The organism is Bradyrhizobium sp. cf659, from assembly GCF_900113725.1.
In the GTDB taxonomy this organism is placed as follows: domain Bacteria; phylum Pseudomonadota; class Alphaproteobacteria; order Rhizobiales; family Xanthobacteraceae; genus Bradyrhizobium.
Genome location: NZ_FOQJ01000008.1, coordinates 14,939 through 29,815 on the forward strand (window position 1 = coordinate 14,939; position 14,877 = coordinate 29,815).

At 64.8% G+C, this 14,877-nt stretch carries 18 protein-coding genes; 6 read left to right on the forward strand and 12 right to left on the reverse strand.

The genetic code is table 11. The features are described 5' to 3' along the window. Positions 1-41: 41 nt before the first annotated feature. The 5 genes from hisF to hisB all read right to left on the reverse strand — a co-directional run bounded on the left by hisF (position 42) and on the right by hisB (position 3,393). Positions 42-815: an imidazole glycerol phosphate synthase subunit HisF gene (hisF, locus tag BM118_RS27460; RefSeq protein ID WP_092189207.1), complete on the reverse strand. Its 774-nt coding sequence runs from the start codon at positions 813-815 to the stop codon at positions 42-44. Positions 816-825: 10 nt separating this feature from the next. Beyond that, the gene (gene hisA / locus BM118_RS27465; RefSeq protein ID WP_092189702.1) at positions 826-1,560 is read right to left on the reverse strand and encodes a 1-(5-phosphoribosyl)-5-[(5-phosphoribosylamino)methylideneamino]imidazole-4-carboxamide isomerase; all 735 of its coding nucleotides are present in this window, start codon (positions 1,558-1,560) and stop codon (positions 826-828) included. Further along, positions 1,557-2,207, reverse strand: a complete 651-nt coding sequence (hisH, locus tag BM118_RS27470; protein ID WP_027543775.1) for an imidazole glycerol phosphate synthase subunit HisH — start codon at positions 2,205-2,207, stop codon at positions 1,557-1,559. Before hisH ends, hisA begins: the two co-directional genes overlap by 4 nt. Beyond that, positions 2,204-2,734: a DUF2628 domain-containing protein gene (locus BM118_RS27475; protein ID WP_092189209.1), complete on the reverse strand. Its 531-nt coding sequence runs from the start codon at positions 2,732-2,734 to the stop codon at positions 2,204-2,206. The genes hisH and BM118_RS27475 overlap by 4 nt, the downstream gene beginning before the upstream one ends. A gap of 65 nt (positions 2,735-2,799) precedes the next feature. Further along, the gene (gene hisB / locus BM118_RS27480; RefSeq protein ID WP_027543777.1) at positions 2,800-3,393 is read right to left on the reverse strand and encodes an imidazoleglycerol-phosphate dehydratase HisB; all 594 of its coding nucleotides are present in this window, start codon (positions 3,391-3,393) and stop codon (positions 2,800-2,802) included. A 191-nt stretch (positions 3,394-3,584) separates the two neighbouring features. Between hisB and hslV the strand changes: the two genes are divergently transcribed. From hslV to BM118_RS27505, 5 genes are all read left to right on the forward strand, one after another. Beyond that, complete coding sequence (gene hslV / locus BM118_RS27485) at positions 3,585-4,145, forward strand: ATP-dependent protease subunit HslV (protein ID WP_092189211.1); 561 nt, start codon at positions 3,585-3,587, stop codon at positions 4,143-4,145. A gap of 3 nt (positions 4,146-4,148) precedes the next feature. After that, a complete protein-coding gene (locus BM118_RS27490) occupies positions 4,149-4,634 on the forward strand; it encodes a GNAT family N-acetyltransferase (protein WP_092189213.1) in 486 nt (161 codons plus the stop codon). Then, entirely contained in the window at positions 4,631-5,248 is a 618-nt protein-coding gene (locus tag BM118_RS27495) for a DUF2585 domain-containing protein (protein ID WP_092189215.1), read from the forward strand. Before BM118_RS27490 ends, BM118_RS27495 begins: the two co-directional genes overlap by 4 nt. 52 nt (positions 5,249-5,300) lie before the next feature. After that, complete coding sequence (gene hslU / locus BM118_RS27500) at positions 5,301-6,605, forward strand: ATP-dependent protease ATPase subunit HslU (protein ID WP_092189217.1); 1,305 nt, start codon at positions 5,301-5,303, stop codon at positions 6,603-6,605. A 198-nt stretch (positions 6,606-6,803) separates the two neighbouring features. Further along, positions 6,804-7,928: a hypothetical protein gene (locus BM118_RS27505; RefSeq protein ID WP_092189219.1), complete on the forward strand. Its 1,125-nt coding sequence runs from the start codon at positions 6,804-6,806 to the stop codon at positions 7,926-7,928. On the opposite strand, the gene BM118_RS27510 is transcribed toward BM118_RS27505, so the two are convergent. Genes BM118_RS27510 through BM118_RS27520 form a run of 3 tightly spaced genes read right to left on the reverse strand, consistent with a single transcriptional unit; the run spans position 7,925 to position 10,738 of the window. Then, positions 7,925-8,515 (reverse strand): Smr/MutS family protein, encoded by a 591-nt coding sequence (locus BM118_RS27510; RefSeq protein WP_092189221.1) that lies wholly within the window; start codon positions 8,513-8,515, stop codon positions 7,925-7,927. The two genes, BM118_RS27505 and BM118_RS27510, sit on opposite strands and share 4 nt — an antisense overlap. After that, positions 8,512-10,065 carry a murein transglycosylase A gene (gene mltA / locus BM118_RS27515; protein WP_177234746.1) on the reverse strand — a complete coding sequence of 518 codons (1,554 nt, stop codon included), beginning with the start codon at positions 10,063-10,065 and terminating at the stop codon, positions 8,512-8,514. The genes BM118_RS27510 and mltA overlap by 4 nt, the downstream gene beginning before the upstream one ends. Continuing rightward, on the reverse strand, positions 10,043-10,738 hold the full coding sequence (locus BM118_RS27520) for a Tim44/TimA family putative adaptor protein (protein WP_092189223.1): 696 nt from the start codon (positions 10,736-10,738) through the stop codon (positions 10,043-10,045). The genes mltA and BM118_RS27520 overlap by 23 nt, the downstream gene beginning before the upstream one ends. A 416-nt stretch (positions 10,739-11,154) precedes the next feature. Between BM118_RS27520 and secB the strand changes: the two genes are divergently transcribed. Continuing rightward, on the forward strand, positions 11,155-11,640 hold the full coding sequence (secB, locus tag BM118_RS27525) for a protein-export chaperone SecB (protein ID WP_027543786.1): 486 nt from the start codon (positions 11,155-11,157) through the stop codon (positions 11,638-11,640). On the opposite strand, the gene dnaQ is transcribed toward secB, so the two are convergent. From dnaQ to BM118_RS27545, 4 genes are read right to left on the reverse strand one after another with little or no spacing between them, the layout of a single operon-like run. Continuing rightward, the gene (gene dnaQ / locus BM118_RS27530) at positions 11,637-12,356 is read right to left on the reverse strand and encodes a DNA polymerase III subunit epsilon (RefSeq protein ID WP_092189225.1); all 720 of its coding nucleotides are present in this window, start codon (positions 12,354-12,356) and stop codon (positions 11,637-11,639) included. The two genes, secB and dnaQ, sit on opposite strands and share 4 nt — an antisense overlap. Positions 12,357-12,382: 26 nt before the next feature. Continuing rightward, complete coding sequence (gene coaE, locus BM118_RS27535) at positions 12,383-12,982, reverse strand: dephospho-CoA kinase (RefSeq protein ID WP_092189227.1); 600 nt, start codon at positions 12,980-12,982, stop codon at positions 12,383-12,385. Positions 12,983-13,005: 23 nt separating this feature from the next. Continuing rightward, positions 13,006-13,614 (reverse strand): Maf family protein, encoded by a 609-nt coding sequence (locus tag BM118_RS27540; RefSeq protein WP_092189229.1) that lies wholly within the window; start codon positions 13,612-13,614, stop codon positions 13,006-13,008. 8 nt (positions 13,615-13,622) lie between these two features. Next, positions 13,623-14,462 carry a pyruvate, water dikinase regulatory protein gene (locus BM118_RS27545; protein WP_092189231.1) on the reverse strand — a complete coding sequence of 280 codons (840 nt, stop codon included), beginning with the start codon at positions 14,460-14,462 and terminating at the stop codon, positions 13,623-13,625. Between the last annotated feature and the right edge of the window lie 415 nt (positions 14,463-14,877).

Consider the following 14,877-nt stretch of genomic DNA (forward strand, 5'->3'; position numbering starts at 1 on the left):
TTCCCCGCCAGCCTGTGTAGCATTTCTGGGAGCGGGAGTCGTCAGGCATCCAGGCGCATGGGCAGGCCGCGCCGGGCCATGTGCTCCTTGGCCTCGCGGATGGTGAATTCCCCGAAATGGAAGATCGAAGCCGCCAGCACCGCCGTGGCGTGCCCGTCGCGGATACCGTCGACGAGGTGGTCGAGATTGCCGACGCCGCCCGAGGCGATCACGGGAACGGGAATGCTGTCGGCGATCGCCCGGGTCAGCGGGATATCGAACCCCTGCCTTGTACCGTCGCGGTCCATCGAGGTCAGCAGGATTTCACCGGCGCCGAGCGAGACCACTTCCTGGGCATATTCGATGGCGTCGATGCCGGTCGAGTTGCGGCCGCCATGGGTGAAGATCTCCCAGCGGTCGCCGCCCGGGCGCTTGACCCGCTTGGCGTCGATCGCGACCACCACGCACTGCTCGCCGAACTTTTCGGCGGCTTCCTTGACGAACTCGCGCCGCGACACCGCGGCGCTGTTGATCGAGACCTTGTCCGCGCCGGCGCGCAGCAACGTCTTGATATCGTCAACCTCGCGCACGCCGCCGCCGACGGTCACAGGCATGAAGCAGGCCTCCGCCGTGCGCCGGACCACGTCGAGCATGATGCCGCGGTTCTCATGGGTCGCGGTGATGTCGAGGAAGGTGAGCTCGTCGGCGCCGGCGGCGTCATAGGCGATCGCAGCTTCGACGGGATCGCCGGCATCGCGCAGATCGACGAAATTGACGCCCTTGACGACGCGGCCGTCCTTGACGTCGAGGCAGGGGATCACGCGCACCTTGAACATGTGTCGGCTCCTAGGCGCGCGCGTTGCGGATCAGGGTGAGGGCGGAAGCGGGATCGAGCCGGCCGTCGTACAGCGCACGGCCTGCGATCGCGCCGGCGAGCCTTGATGCGCGCGGCGTCAGCATCGCCTTGACGTCCTCGATCGAGGCAAGACCGCCGGAGGCGATCACGGGGATGGAGATCGCGTCGGCCAGCGCGATCGTCGCATCGAGGTTCAGGCCCTTGAGCAGGCCGTCGCGCGCGATGTCGGTGAAGATGATGGCGGCGACGCCGGCATCCTCGAAGCGCTGTGCGATCTCCAGCACCGTGACCTGCGAGGTCTCGGCCCAGCCCTCGACCGCGACCTTGCCGTCGCGGGCGTCGAGCCCGACCGCGACGCGGCCGGGGAATTTCCTGGCTGCAGCTTTCACCAATTCAGGATCGCGCACCGCGGCGGTGCCGATGATGACGCGGGTGATGCCCTTTTCGAGCCAGGCTTCGACGGTCGCGAGGTCGCGAATGCCGCCGCCGAGCTGCACCGGGATCCTGACCGTCTTCAGCATCGCCTCGACGGCCTGGGCGTTCACCGGCTTGCCGGCAAAGGCGCCGTCGAGGTCGACGACGTGGAGATACTCAAAGCCCTGCTCGGCAAAGCTCTGCGCCTGGGCTGCGGGATTGAGGTTGAACACGGTCGCGCGCGCCATGTCGCCTTGCTCGAGGCGCACGCATTGGCCGTTCTTGAGGTCAACAGCAGGAAAGAGAATCACGGCTTCCATCGCAAAAAGTTCGAGATCAGGGCGAGCCCAAAGCGCTGGCTCTTCTCGGGGTGGAATTGCGTGCCGATGGCGGTGTCCTTGGCGACGATCGCGGTGACAGGCCCGCCGTAATCGGCGCGCGCGAGCACGTCCGCCTCATTGGCGGCGTTGAGGTGGTAGGAGTGCACGAAATAAGCGTGCTGGCCCTTGGGGCCGAGCGGCAGCTTGTTCAGCACCGGATGCTCGCGCAGCACGTCGAGCGTGTTCCAGCCCATGTGCGGGATCTTCAGGCTTTCGTCGCGCGGCGTGATCTTCTCGACGTCGCCGCCGATCCAGTTCAGGCCTTGCGTGATGACATGCTCCTTGCCGCGGGTGGCGAACAGCTGCATGCCGACGCAGATGCCGAACATCGGCCGCGCCTTGACGCGCACCGCTTCGGTGATCGCCTCGACCATGCCGTTGACGGCGTCCAGCCCGCGCCGGCAATCGGCGAAGGCGCCGACGCCCGGCAGCACCAGGCGATCGGCGCTGTAAGCCTGATCCGGATCGCTGGTGACGAAGACCTTTTGCGGATTCTCCAGGCTGCGCGCGGCGCGCTCGAAGGCTTTCGCGGCGGAATGCAGATTGCCGGAACCGTAATCGATGATGGCGATGCTCATCTTGACCCTCCCGGTTCTGGAAACAATCCAATGATGCCGCCGGCCGGAAGCGGCGGCGGGTTCGAAAATTGCTGGCCCGGCGTGTTGCGGGTCGGCGGCGGGCCGCCGCGATCGACGGCCCATTGGTCGTTGACGATGCCGTGCTGCTTCTGGCTCCAGCGCTCGAAGAAGCGGCGCTCGGCGGTGTCCTCGTCGTCGGCGACGACGATATCGAGCAGCCGCCACTTGCCGCGCGACAGCGTCCAGCGGCGCAGGCTGGAGGCCTCAAAGCCCATCAGCAGCGCAACGATGATATCGGCGAAGAAGATCGCGCTGCGTCCGATGCCGAGGCTGGACAGTCCGGCATTGAACGCGGCGACGAAGACCAGCCAGCCGATCAGCACCAGCCACAGCCGGTTCCACAACAGCCAGAGCGGGCCGAAAATCATCGCCCAGTAATGGAAGCCGTCGCGCACGAAGACGAACTTGTCGGTCGCGCGCAGATCGGCTCCGCCAGGGAAGGGAGCATGAACTGTGTAGACAGGCATGGTGATGCCCCGTTCTCAAGAATTCAGTGATGCCGCCGGCAGCGTTTGCCACCGAGACGGAGATGTCAGCCGCCGAGCGAGCCCTTGGTGGACGGGATTTCGCCCGCCGCCTTCGGATCGATCGCAACCGCCGCCCGCAGCGCCCGCGCCAGACCCTTGAAGCAGGACTCGGCGATATGATGGCTGTTATCGCCATATAGGGTCTCGACGTGGAGAGTCACGCCGGCGTTCATGGCGAAGGCCTGGAACCACTCGCGCACCAGTTCGGTGTCGAACTCGCCGATCTTGTCGCGGGGGAAGTCGACCTTGAACACCAGGACCGGGCGGCCCGAGATGTCGATCACGACGCGCGACAGCGTCTCGTCCATGGGCATGTGCACGCCGGCATAGCGGGTGATGCCCGCCATGGTGCCGAGCGCCTGCTTGACCGCCTGGCCGAGCGCGATGCCGGTGTCTTCGGTGGTATGGTGATGATCAATGTGCAGGTCGCCGACCGCCTTGACCGTGAGGTCAATGCGGGAATGGCGGGCGAGGAGATCGAGCATATGGTCGAAAAAGCCGATGCCGGTCGCGATATTGGACACGCCGGTGCCATCGAGGTTCACGGTGACCTCGATGTCGGTTTCCTTGGTCTTGCGCTTGATCGTCGCGGTGCGCATCAAAACTAGCTTTCATCCTAGTTCGGGGGCCGAAAACGGGGGTCTTTTAACAGCCCCATGACGCCTTCGCTACTGCGGGAACGGCTGGCCGGGCCTCTACTTCTGCCTATGGTGAGCGAAATTGGGCCCGGAGCGGCCCGTTGTGCCCTCGCTCCCGACCGCCTAAATCAGGCGGGACAATGAGGTACTTCATGCAGGATTCCCAGAACAGCTCGCCGGGCTGGCACGGCACCACGATTTTGACGGTCCGCAAGGGCGGCAAGGTGGTGGTCGGCGGCGACGGCCAGGTCTCGATCGGCCAGACCGTGATCAAGTCCAACGCCAGGAAGGTCCGCACGCTCGGCAGGGGCGACGTCATCGGCGGCTTTGCCGGCGCAACCGCCGACGCCTTCACGCTGTTTGAGCGGTTGGAGGCCAAACTCGAGCAATATCCGGGGCAGTTGACCCGGGCCGCGGTCGAGCTTGCCAAGGACTGGCGCACCGACCGTTACCTGCGGCGGCTGGAGGCCATGATGATCGTGGCCGACAAGGACGTCTCCCTGGTGCTGACGGGCACCGGCGACGTGCTCGAGCCCGAGGCCGGCGTGATGGCGATCGGCTCCGGCGGTAACTATGCACTGGCGGCCGCGCGGGCCCTGCTCGACACCGACAAGGATGCCGAGACCATCGTCCGCCGCTCCCTCGACATCGCCGCCGACATCTGCGTCTACACCAACCGCAATGTGACCATCGAAAGCCTGGCGACCGGCTAGGCCATGACGCCCGCCTACGCCTTCCGCCCGATGACCGCGGCTGACCTGCCGCTGATCCGGCGGTGGCTGGGCGAGGCGCATGTGCGGGAATGGTGGGGCGATCCGGACGAGCAGCTTGCGCTGGTCAGCGGCGACCTCATTGAGCCGGCGATGGACCAGTTCGTCGTGTTGGCCGGCGACAAGCCGTTCGGCTATCTTCAGTGCTACCGCCTGACCGCCTGGAATACGGGCTTCGGGCCACAACCGGAGGGCACGCGTGGGATCGATCAGTTCATCGGCGAAAGCGACATGATGGCGCGCGGCCACGGCTCGGCCTTCATCCGCCAATTCGTCGACGCGCAGCTGCGGCAAGGCCTGCCACGCGTCGTCACTGATCCAGACCCGCTCAATCTGCGAGCTCTGCGCGCCTACGCCAAGGCGGGCTTCGTCCGCGACCGCATGGTCGAGACGCCCGACGGGCCGGCACTGTTGATGGTGCGCGAGCCATGACGCTGGCCAGCGCGCACGAAAGCAGGGCCGCGGTGCCAGCATTCGCCTGGGTCGGCATCGCGCTGCTGCTGCTGGCGCTGCAGGCCTCGATCCTGTTCGCGATGGGCCGGGTGCCGATCTGCACCTGCGGCTACGTCAAGCTGTGGCATGGCGTGGTGAACAGCTCGGAGAACTCCCAGCACATCGCCGACTGGTACAGCTTCTCGCACGTCCTGCACGGCTTCCTGTTCTACGGATTGACCTTTCTGCTGTTCGCGCGCCTGCCGTTGCTGTCTCTGTCGTGGCCGGCACGGCTGATCGTCGCCATGCTGATCGAAGGCGCCTGGGAGATCGTCGAGAACTCGCCATTCATCATCGAGCGCTACCGCGCCGGCACGATCTCGCTCGACTATTTTGGCGACAGCATCGTCAATTCGGTGTCGGACACGCTGTTCATGGTGCTGGGGTTCCTTGCCGCACGCGTGCTGCCGGTCACGGCGACCGTCCTGCTCGGGCTCGCCTTCGAGATCATGCTGGCGCTCCATATTCGCGACAATCTGACGCTGAATATCTTGATGCTGGTCCATCCGATCGAGGCCGTGAAGCAGTGGCAATCGGGGCCGCCGATCATCTGACGGCCGAAAAAGCGACTTGTCCCGGCCCGCATCTGACCCTAGCTAAGGTCCCATGACAGACTTCTCTCCCCGCGAAATCGTTTCCGAACTCGACCGTTTCATCGTCGGCCAGACCGATGCCAAGCGCGCCGTCTCGATCGCGCTGCGCAATCGCTGGCGCCGGCAGCAGCTCGAAGGCTCCTTGCGCGAGGAGGTGCTGCCGAAGAACATCCTGATGATCGGGCCGACCGGCGTCGGCAAGACGGAAATCGCGCGGCGATTGGCAAAACTCGCCAATGCGCCGTTCCTGAAGGTCGAGGCGACGAAATTCACCGAGGTCGGCTATGTCGGCCGCGACGTCGAGCAGATCGTGCGCGATCTCGTCGAGGTCGCGATCGCCCAGGTGCGCGAGCGCAAACGCAAGGACGTGCAGGCGCGCGCCCAGCTCGCCGCCGAGGAGCGCGTGCTCGACGCGCTGGTCGGTGCCAATGCCAGCGCGGCGACGCGGGAATCCTTCCGCAAGAAGCTGCGGGCGGGCGAACTGAACGACAAGGAAATCGAGATCGAGACGCAGTCGTCCGGCGGCGGCATGCCGATGTTCGAGATTCCGGGCATGCCGGGCGCGCAGATGGGCGCGATCTCGATCGGCGACATCTTCGGCAAGCTGGGCGGCCGCAGCAAGACGCGACGGCTGACGGTGGAAAGCTCGCACGAGATCCTCGTCAACGAGGAATCCGACAAGCTGCTGGACACCGAGCAGCTCACGCTGGAGGCGATCAGCGCGGTCGAGAACAACGGCATCGTGTTCCTGGACGAGATCGACAAGATCTGCGCCCGCGACGGCCGCGTCGGCGGCGACGTCTCGCGCGAGGGCGTGCAGCGCGACCTGCTGCCGCTGATCGAGGGCACCACGGTTTCGACCAAGCACGGCGCGGTGAAGACCGACCACATCCTGTTCATCGCCTCGGGCGCCTTCCATGTCGCCAAGCCGTCGGACCTGTTGCCTGAGTTGCAGGGCCGCCTGCCGATCCGCGTCGAATTGCGGGCGCTGACCCGCGACGACATGCGGCGCATCCTGACCGAGCCCGAGGCCTCGCTGATCAAGCAATATGTCGCCTTGTTGCAGACCGAGGGCGTCACGCTCGACATCACCGACAGCGCCATCGACGCGCTCGCCGACGTCGCGGTGGCCGTCAACTCCACCGTCGAGAACATCGGCGCACGGCGGCTCCAGACGGTGATGGAGCGCGTGCTGGACGAGATCTCCTTCACCGCCCCCGACCGCAACGGCGAGACCATCCGGGTTGATGCCGATTTCGTGCAGAAGCACGTCGGCGACCTCGCCAAGAACGCGGACCTCAGCCGGTTCATTTTGTAATTCGGCCGGGGTCAGCTATCTATCCGCCGTCGTCCTGGCGAAAGCCAGGACCCATTACCACCAGCGGATATTGTTGAAGCAAGATGGCGGCCCTGATCTCGGCTCAAACGACCTGCGGTGGTTATGGGTCCCGGATGTGCGCTCGCTTTGCTCGCTTGTCCGGGACGACAGCGGAGTTTTGTGCGCGTCGGGTGCCGCGTGCCCGCTAGCGTTTTGAAAAACCCCTGGCGCTTGCTGCTCGCGATCAACGCCGCAATCATCGTCGGCGTGTTCGTTCACAAGATCCAGCTGCCGCCTTACGTTCCCTACATCCACCTGCTCGTCGACTATCATTTCGGCTTCATCAAGCGCGCGCTGATCGGGGCGGTCGTCGCGCTGTTCACGAACAAGGTGCCGGTCTGGCTGGTGTTCACACTCGGCGGGGTGACGTGGCTGGTGACGCTGGCGCTATTCGTAAGGCTGTTTCAAAAAACCTTCGGCTTCACTGCCAAGACGCTGCCGCTGTTCGTCTTCATCGCGGGCTCGCCGTTCTTCCTGAAGAACTTCATGCACACGCTCGGCCATTTCGACATCTATGGCTGCGCGCTCGCAATGATCCTGCTGCTGATGCCGGCGGGCTCGTTGCTGTTTGTGGCGACGGCCGCGTTGTTCTCGATCGTGCTCGTTCTGATCCACCACATTCATCTGCTGATGTACGTGCCGACGATCATCGCCATCGTCGTGATCAGGCACTATCTCGCCTGCGGCTGCAATCGCAGCAATGTCACCTTCGGTACCATCGCCTTCCTCCTCGTCTCCGCGCTGTTCTTCGCGGCCCAATTCCTGGGAACGATGCCGATCCCGGAAGCGGATTTCGTCGCGTATCTGAAGACCCGGATGGCCGATCCCTCCCGCACCGACCTCTTGCAATTCAGCTACATCTGGTACCAGCCGCTGGCGAAGGAGATTTCGGACACCTGGGGCCGCCTGCCGCACAACATCCTCGGCGTGCCCGTGTTTGCGCTCCTGATCTGGCTGCACACGCCGCTATGGCGCTATTTTGCGAGCCTGATCGGCGCGCTCGCAAGCGAGACGCACCGGCGCCTCGTCGTCGCCGCGCTGATCGGCGTCAGCCTCGCCTATCTCGTGATGTTCGCGATGGTGTTCGACTATTCGCGCTGGATCTCGAACTGGGCGGTCTGCCTGTTCCTGATCCTGCATGCGGTGAAGATGCTGCCGGCCAAACAGGAAACCCCGCCGATTCCAGCCGAGCATCGCAACACAAACATCTTCGGCCTGGTCATCACGCTGATCCCGCGCGTCGGAATCGTTCGGCCGTTCTAGAATCTGGCCCGCCTGATCCGCACGTAAAGTGCGCCCTCGCCGCCATGGCCGATATGCGCCGTCTCGAAGCCGACGACGAAGGCACGGAATTCCGGCAGGCTCAGCCATTCCGGCACCTGGCGGCGCAGCACGCCGCTTTCGCCGCCGCTCCGGCCCTTGCCGGTGATCACGAGCACGAAGGTCAGGCCGTCGTGATGGGCGCGGTGCAGGAAACCGGTCAAGGCGCGATGAGCGCGCGTCTGGGTCATGCCGTGCAGATCGAGCCGCGCCTCGATCTCGCTGCGGCCGCGCGACAGCTTTGTGCGCTCGCGCTTGCCGAGCGGCGCCAGAGGCGGGACGGACGGCTTGGCGGCACGCGGCGTCGGTGCCGCAGCAATCGGACGCGGCGATGGTGCTGGCCGCGTGGCCGGCGCAGCGGGTGATGACTCGGTGCGCGGCACAGCCTGCGCCTTCGGCGCACGATGTTTCCTCAGCGGCTTGACCTGCTTTGCGACCGTATCCCACAGCGCGCGCTCATCCTCGCTCAGCGCGCGGCGGCGCGGCGAGGGGCGAGGCTCCAGCACGGGCGGACGGGACGATCGCTTCATTGCTGCCGATGGGAACGATTTTTCACCGGCCGCCGCGGCTCTTGAACGGGCTCGATCACGGGACGTGGCACCGGCAACGGGACAGGGCTGGCGACAGCGACCGTCTCACCTTTGCCTGGCGCCACGGCTGCGGCCGGAGCCGCCGGCTTGGCCTGATCCTTAGCAGGTTCGGTTTGCGGAAACAGCTTTGCGATCTTCGCCGAGGGCCGCGGGTCCGGCACCGGCAGCCGCGCGGCGCGCGCCGTGGGATCGAGGCCCTTCGGCACCAGCATCACGAAATGCATGGGATGGCGCAGCCGGCCCGAGACACGGCCGGCCTCCGCGCCGGCACCGAAATAGAGATCGGCACGCGCGGGGCCGATGATGGCCGAGCCGGTGTCCTGCGCGATCATCAGCCGATGGAACGGCGTCTTCGAGCGCTCGGAGTCGATCGGCAGCTCGCCTTCGATGAAGAACGGCGTGCCATAGACATGCAGCGATTTGTCGACCGCGATCGAGCGGCCGGCCGTCAGCGGGATGCCCTGCGCGCCCACCGCCTCGTCCTTGTCCGAGAGATTGACCTCGCGGAAGAAGATGTAGGCGCGGTTCTGGCGGCGCAGCTCCTTGGCACCGTCCGGGTTCTGCGCCATCCATTCCCTGATCTTCTGCATCGACATCTCTTCCCTCGGAATGATGCCGCGCTCGATCAGGATGCGCCCGACCGCCGTGTAGGGATAGCCGTTATAGGCGTCATAGTTGAGCCGGAGCGTGGTGCTGTCATCGAACTTGATCCGCGCCGAGCCCTGGATCTGTGCGAACAACAGATCGGTGGGATCCTTCAGCCAAGCGATCTCCAGCCCGCGGCCGGCGATCTTGCCGTCCTCGATCTCGCCGCGGTCGTAATAGGGCACCAGCTTGCGGCGGCCGATCTTGCGATACACCGGGCCCTTGTTCGGCAGGCTGACCGAATCCTGCTTGTAGCCGCGCACGAACAGGTTCGAGGGCCGGCGATAGACCGGGACATTGTAGACGTCGGTCTGCGTCCGCGATCCCTCCAGCACCGGCTCGTAATAGCCGGTGACGAAACCGTCGGGCTCGCCGAGGCGGGAGATGCGCAGCGGCGCAAAGTTCTCCTCGAAGAAGGTTTTCGCCTTGGCGTCGTCGCTGAGCTCGAGCGATTTGGCGGCCCGGCACGGCTCGCTCAGCGATGCCCCCAGCGCCTTGTATTCGCTCTTGGGTTCGGGAGCGCCGGTCTGCGCGTTGATCGAGCGGCAGCTCGCGCGGAACGTCTTGTAGGCTGCGAGATGATCGTCGTCGCCCCAGCCCTTCACATCGGCCCACGCCAGCGGCAGGTATTGCGCGCCCGGAATCTCGAACGGCAGGGGGAGCTGCGGATAGGGCAAGGCCCGCGGCGGGGTGGCGGGCAATGCCGGAAGGTGATGATGGTGGCTGCGGTAGTGGCGCCGCGCCGCCTCGGCGCCGAGCGAAAACGACGACAGCACGACGACACCCGCGCAAAGCGCCGTCGCGCTGGTCTTCAGGAAGACCTTAATTCGCGCTTCCGGTGCCAACCAGCTTCCAGTTCGGATCGCGAGAGGTGGTGTCGCGGGCGAAAGTCCAGATGTCGGTGATGTCGGCGACCGTATCGGCGCTGCCGTCGACGATGTTGCCGGACTTGTCGCGGGTGGCCGAGATCATCTGCGAGACGAAGCGGATGGTGAGCTGGGCGGTACGGTCGCGCAGCTCGGCGCCGACGAGCTCGGCCTTGTCGATCGAGACGAAGCGCGTCTCGGTCTTCTGCTCGTTCTTCTCGCGCTCCTTGATCGCGGCGTCGAAGCTTTCATAGACCTCCGACGACAGCAGGTCGCGCAGCGCGCGGCGGTCGCCATTGGCAAAGGCCAGCACGATCATCTCATAGGCGCCGCGGGCACCCGAGATGAAATGGCGCGGATCGAAGGTGGAATCCTTGTCGACAATGGCGTCGAGGCCCTGCGCGAGCGCGGTGCCCGGCTCGGTCAGGCCCTTCCAGCGATCGGACGGCGGGGTCGGCTCGACCGTCGGCGCCAGCGGGGCCTGGTCGATCACCTTGCCCGGCATGGTCACGACGTTCTTGTCCTGGGCGCCCTGGAGCGCGTTGCGGTCGAACGGCGGCCGCTCGTTGCCCGTGCGCTGCCCCAGCACGCTGCGCAGCCGCAGAAAAATAAAGACCGCCAGCGCCAGGAAGATGATGGTGTAGATGTCCACGTGGTATTCGCTTTCTGGTCTTCTCTAGAAGGGGCCGCCTAGAAGGTCGTCGCCGGGAAAATCAATCCGGCCAGTAGACCGTTCCATACGGGAACGGCAAGTCTACATCACCATTTCGGGTCCGCACGTCAGGTCCGTGGGATGTAGGCACGAAATCTTGCCCGGCCAATGGCGCCTTTTGGCACAGCACGGAGTGTAGCGCGTTTTATGCTTAAGGGGAAACCCGATCGTGGCCGGAAATCGCGCATCTTCAATCGTTTAAGGCGCGATTTGGCCGGGAGGCCGGGCAGAACGTCACAGTTGTGGCTGCGGCCCGGCCGCCCGATCCGGGACCGTTCGTCCTTGTGGAACGAGGTAGCCCTATGTTAGCCAACCGCCGCGAAATTCAGCCCCCAATCGGGTAAGGAGAGACTTTCATGACCAACGGTAACGGCACCCCTCCCGAGGCGGCCCCGGCTCCCCAGCTCAATGTGCTGGCGCAATATACCAAGGACCTCTCGTTCGAAAATCCGAACGCGCCGAGCTCGCTCCAGCAGCAGGGCCAGGCGCCCCAGATCAATATCCAGATCAATGTCGGCGCCAATAACCTCAGCGAACAGGAATTCGAGGTGACGCTGTCGGTCGAGGGCAAGGCCGAGACCGCGGGCAAGGTGATGTTCTCGTTCGAGCTCGCCTATGCCGGCGTGTTCCGGATCGTCAACGTTCCGAAGGAGAACCTGCACCCGCTGGTCATGATCGAGTGCCCGCGCCTGCTGTTCCCGTTCGCCCGTGAGATCATCGCCACGGCCGTGCGCGACGGCGGGTTCCCGCCGCTGATGCTGGACCCGGTCGATTTCGTCGGTCTCTATCGCCAGAACATGGAGCGGCAAATGGCCGCCGGTGGTCAGGCCGGTCAGGCCTAACCAGCCGGATCGACGGCAGCCGGAGCGGGCAAAAACTCGTTCCAGATCGCCTTGTCGCCGAGCGTTGCGATGAAGGCCCTGTGGGTCTCGCGCTCGGCGTCGGAAATCCGCGGCGCAAGCGGTGTCAGCCGCTGCCGCCGCGGCGCGTCGCCAGCCGCATGGATGCGGATTTCCTCGGCTTCCGAAGCCAGCAGCAGCTGCGACTGCCGCGCCCCGACCAGATCGACATAGACCTCGGCCAGAAGCTCGGCGTCGAGCAGCGCGCCGTGCTTGGTGCGGCGGGAATTGTCGATCGCGTAACGCGAGCAGAGATCGTCGAGCCGGTTGGACACGCCCGGATGCTTGCGCCGGGCCAGCAGCAGCGTGTCGACCAGCCGCTCGCGCGGGATCGCGGCGCGCTTGATCCGGTCGAGTTCGGCATTGATGAAGCTGATGTCGAACGAGGCGTTGTGGATCACCAGCGGCGCATCGCCGATGAACTCCAGAAACGCGTCGACGACCTCGTGGAACAGCGGCTTGGTCGCCAGGAATTCGGCCGACAGCCCGTGTACGGCAAACGCCTCCGCCGGCATGTCCCGTTCGGGATTGATGTAGACGTGATACGTCTGCCCCGTCGGCATGCGGTTGAGCATCTCGACGCAGCCGATTTCGACCAGGCGATCGCCGCGGAGTGGATCGAGGCCGGTGGTTTCGGTGTCGAGAACGATTTCGCGCATGATCAGGAGCCGTGTGGGGCGGCGAATCAGGCTCGCCGCTGCGGCATCTTAACGACCTCGGCCAGGATGTGCGCAATTTGCTCCCGCACCGGTTCAAGTCCGTGCGACGTATCCACTACGAAATCGGCCCGCTTGCGCTTTTCCGCGTCGGGCGTCTGCTTGGCGATGATGGCGTCGAGCTTGGCCTCGTCCATCGTGCCCCGCGCCAGAACCCGCTCGCGCTGTAGTTCCGGCGAAGTCGTGACCACGACCACGGCGTCGACGCGCTTCTCGCCGCCGGTCTCGAACAGCAGCGGGATATCCAGCACCACGACCGGCGCGTTGGCGGCTTCGGCGTCGTCAAAGAATTTTTTTCGGGAGGCACCGAGCATCGGATGAACGATCTGCTCGAGCTGCTTGATCGCGGCGGGATCGTGCACGACGCGCGCCGACAGTTTTGTCCGATCGACCTTGCCGTTCGCGGTGGTGCCGGGGAAGGCGGCTTCGATCGCGGGCGCGGCCTCGCCCTCGTAGAGCTGATGGACGGCGGCATCGGCGTCGTAGACGGGGACGCCGGCCTCCGCGAACAATTTCGCGGTGGTCGATTTGCCCATCCCGATCGAGCCGGTCAGTCCCAGGATCCGCATCAGCGTCCAACCATCTCTGTCAGTCACACCGCAACTAGCCGCTCGCGCCGCAGGAACGCAAGCAGCGGCAGCAGCGGCAGGCCGAGAATGGTGAAATGGTCGCCCTCGATGCGCTCGAACAGATGAATGCCGAGACCTTCGAGCTGATAGGCGCCGACGCTGGTCGTCACGGCATCGCCGGCCGCGTCGAGATAGGCCGAAAGCTCCGCCTCGCTCATCTGTCGCATGGTCATGCGGGCCACCGAGACGTCCTCGAAGACGATCTTGCCGTCATGTGCCACGGCCACCGCCGAATTCAGCTCATGACAATTGCCGGCGAGATCGCGCAATTGCGCCATCGCCTGCGCGCGGCCGGCGGGCTTGTTGAAGAGACGATCGCCCAGAGCCAGGGTCTGGTCGGCGCCGATCACATGGCTTCCGGGATGAAGGGCGGAGACGGCCTTCGCCTTTTCACAGGCCAGCCGCAGAGCGATTTCGCGCGGATTGGAAAGTTTTGAAGCCGCCTGAATGCCGCGCTCGTCGATATCGGCCGTAATCGCATTGAACTCAAGCCCGGCATTCGCCAGCAACATCTTTCGCGCGCTGCTTTGCGAAGCCAGGATCAACGGAGATTTGCCGCGCCACAGACCCATCGCGAAAACTATTCCAAGGGCCGGTTGCGCTGGCGATCGCTGTAGAGCTTCATGATCGCCGCGGCGGTTTCCTCGATCGAGCGCCGTGTGACGTCGAGCAGCGGCCATTCGTGCTTGGCGCTGAGCTTGCGGGCGAACGCGACCTCCTCGGCGACCGACTGCTTGTCGGTATACGTGTCGCTGCTGGAGTCGGCGCCCATGGAGAGCAGGCGGTTCTGACGGACCTGGATCAAACGTTCCGGCGTCGCGTGCAGGCTCACCACCAGCGGCCGCGTCAGCGTTTCCAATTGCGCCGGCACCGGGATGCCCGGCACCAGCGGCACGTTGGCGGTGCGGATGCCGCGATTGGCCAGATAGATCGACGTCGGCGTCTTCGAGGTGCGGGACACACCGACGAGCACCACGTCGGCATCGTCGAGGCCTTCGACGTGCTGACCGTCGTCATGGATCATCGTGTAGTTCAGCGCATCGATGCGCTTGAAATATTCCGCATTGAGCACGTGCTGCGCGCCGACGCGCCCCGTGGTCGCGGCGCCAAGATACGCCTCGAACAGCTGCATCACCGGGCCGATGATCGACAGGCTCGGAACATTGATCCCCTTGCACTTGTCCTCGAGCCGGGAGACCAGATCCTTCTCGAGCAGCGTGAACAGCACGATGCCCGGCGCCTCCTCGATCTCGTCGAGCACCCGGTCGAGTTGCTTCTGGCTGCGCACCAGCGGGTAGACATGCTCGACCGGCGTGACGTTCGCGTACTGCGCGGCGACGGCGCGCGCGACGGTGATCAACGTCTCGCCGGTGGAGTCGGACACGAGGTGCAGATGGAAATAATTGCTCGAGGTCGGCACAAAAACTCTTTGTATGAGGGCGGTGTGGTGTGTGGATTTCTGTGGAGCTTAACCCCTCGGAAAGGGTTGCGCGACACCAGGGGCGGGACAACGGCCAATTTTCTTCACACCACTGCCCGTGAGAACAAGTCCGGCAGCCCGCCGAGAGCGAAGCGGGATTGCGCGGATAACTCCCTTGATAAGCTGCCGACAGGCGCACGCAAGCCCTTGAGCCCGGATGACTTATCGGAACAGCCAGGGTCTGCGCGGGATATGTTGATGGATGTGAACAAGCGCGGGCGAAATGGCGGACGGAATTGTGTGAGTCCAATTCACGGTCACTAAGACTCAAACCTTAAGATTCTAAAAGTTTAGGTTTAGATAAGCCGAGCGCTCGGATAAGTCTGCGCTCCCATCTATGAATGAATTCTTACCG

Coding starts and splice junctions, on each gene's coding strand:
- BM118_RS27490 (WP_092189213.1), top strand. CDS start 4,149: ATGACGCCCGCCTACGCCTTCCGCCCGATGACCGCGGCTGACCTGCCG.
- BM118_RS27495 (WP_092189215.1), top strand. CDS start 4,631: ATGACGCTGGCCAGCGCGCACGAAAGCAGGGCCGCGGTGCCAGCATTC.
- secB (WP_027543786.1), top strand. CDS start 11,155: ATGACCAACGGTAACGGCACCCCTCCCGAGGCGGCCCCGGCTCCCCAG.
- hisF (WP_092189207.1), bottom strand. CDS start 815: ATGTTCAAGGTGCGCGTGATCCCCTGCCTCGACGTCAAGGACGGCCGC.
- hslV (WP_092189211.1), top strand. CDS start 3,585: ATGCAGGATTCCCAGAACAGCTCGCCGGGCTGGCACGGCACCACGATT.
- BM118_RS27510 (WP_092189221.1), bottom strand. CDS start 8,515: ATGAAGCGATCGTCCCGTCCGCCCGTGCTGGAGCCTCGCCCCTCGCCG.
- BM118_RS27475 (WP_092189209.1), bottom strand. CDS start 2,734: ATGCCTGTCTACACAGTTCATGCTCCCTTCCCTGGCGGAGCCGATCTG.
- BM118_RS27540 (WP_092189229.1), bottom strand. CDS start 13,614: ATGGGTCTGTGGCGCGGCAAATCTCCGTTGATCCTGGCTTCGCAAAGC.
- coaE (WP_092189227.1), bottom strand. CDS start 12,982: ATGCGGATCCTGGGACTGACCGGCTCGATCGGGATGGGCAAATCGACC.
- hisB (WP_027543777.1), bottom strand. CDS start 3,393: ATGCGCACCGCGACGATCAAGCGCAAGACCAAGGAAACCGACATCGAG.
- dnaQ (WP_092189225.1), bottom strand. CDS start 12,356: ATGCGCGAAATCGTTCTCGACACCGAAACCACCGGCCTCGATCCACTC.
- hisH (WP_027543775.1), bottom strand. CDS start 2,207: ATGAGCATCGCCATCATCGATTACGGTTCCGGCAATCTGCATTCCGCC.
- hslU (WP_092189217.1), top strand. CDS start 5,301: ATGACAGACTTCTCTCCCCGCGAAATCGTTTCCGAACTCGACCGTTTC.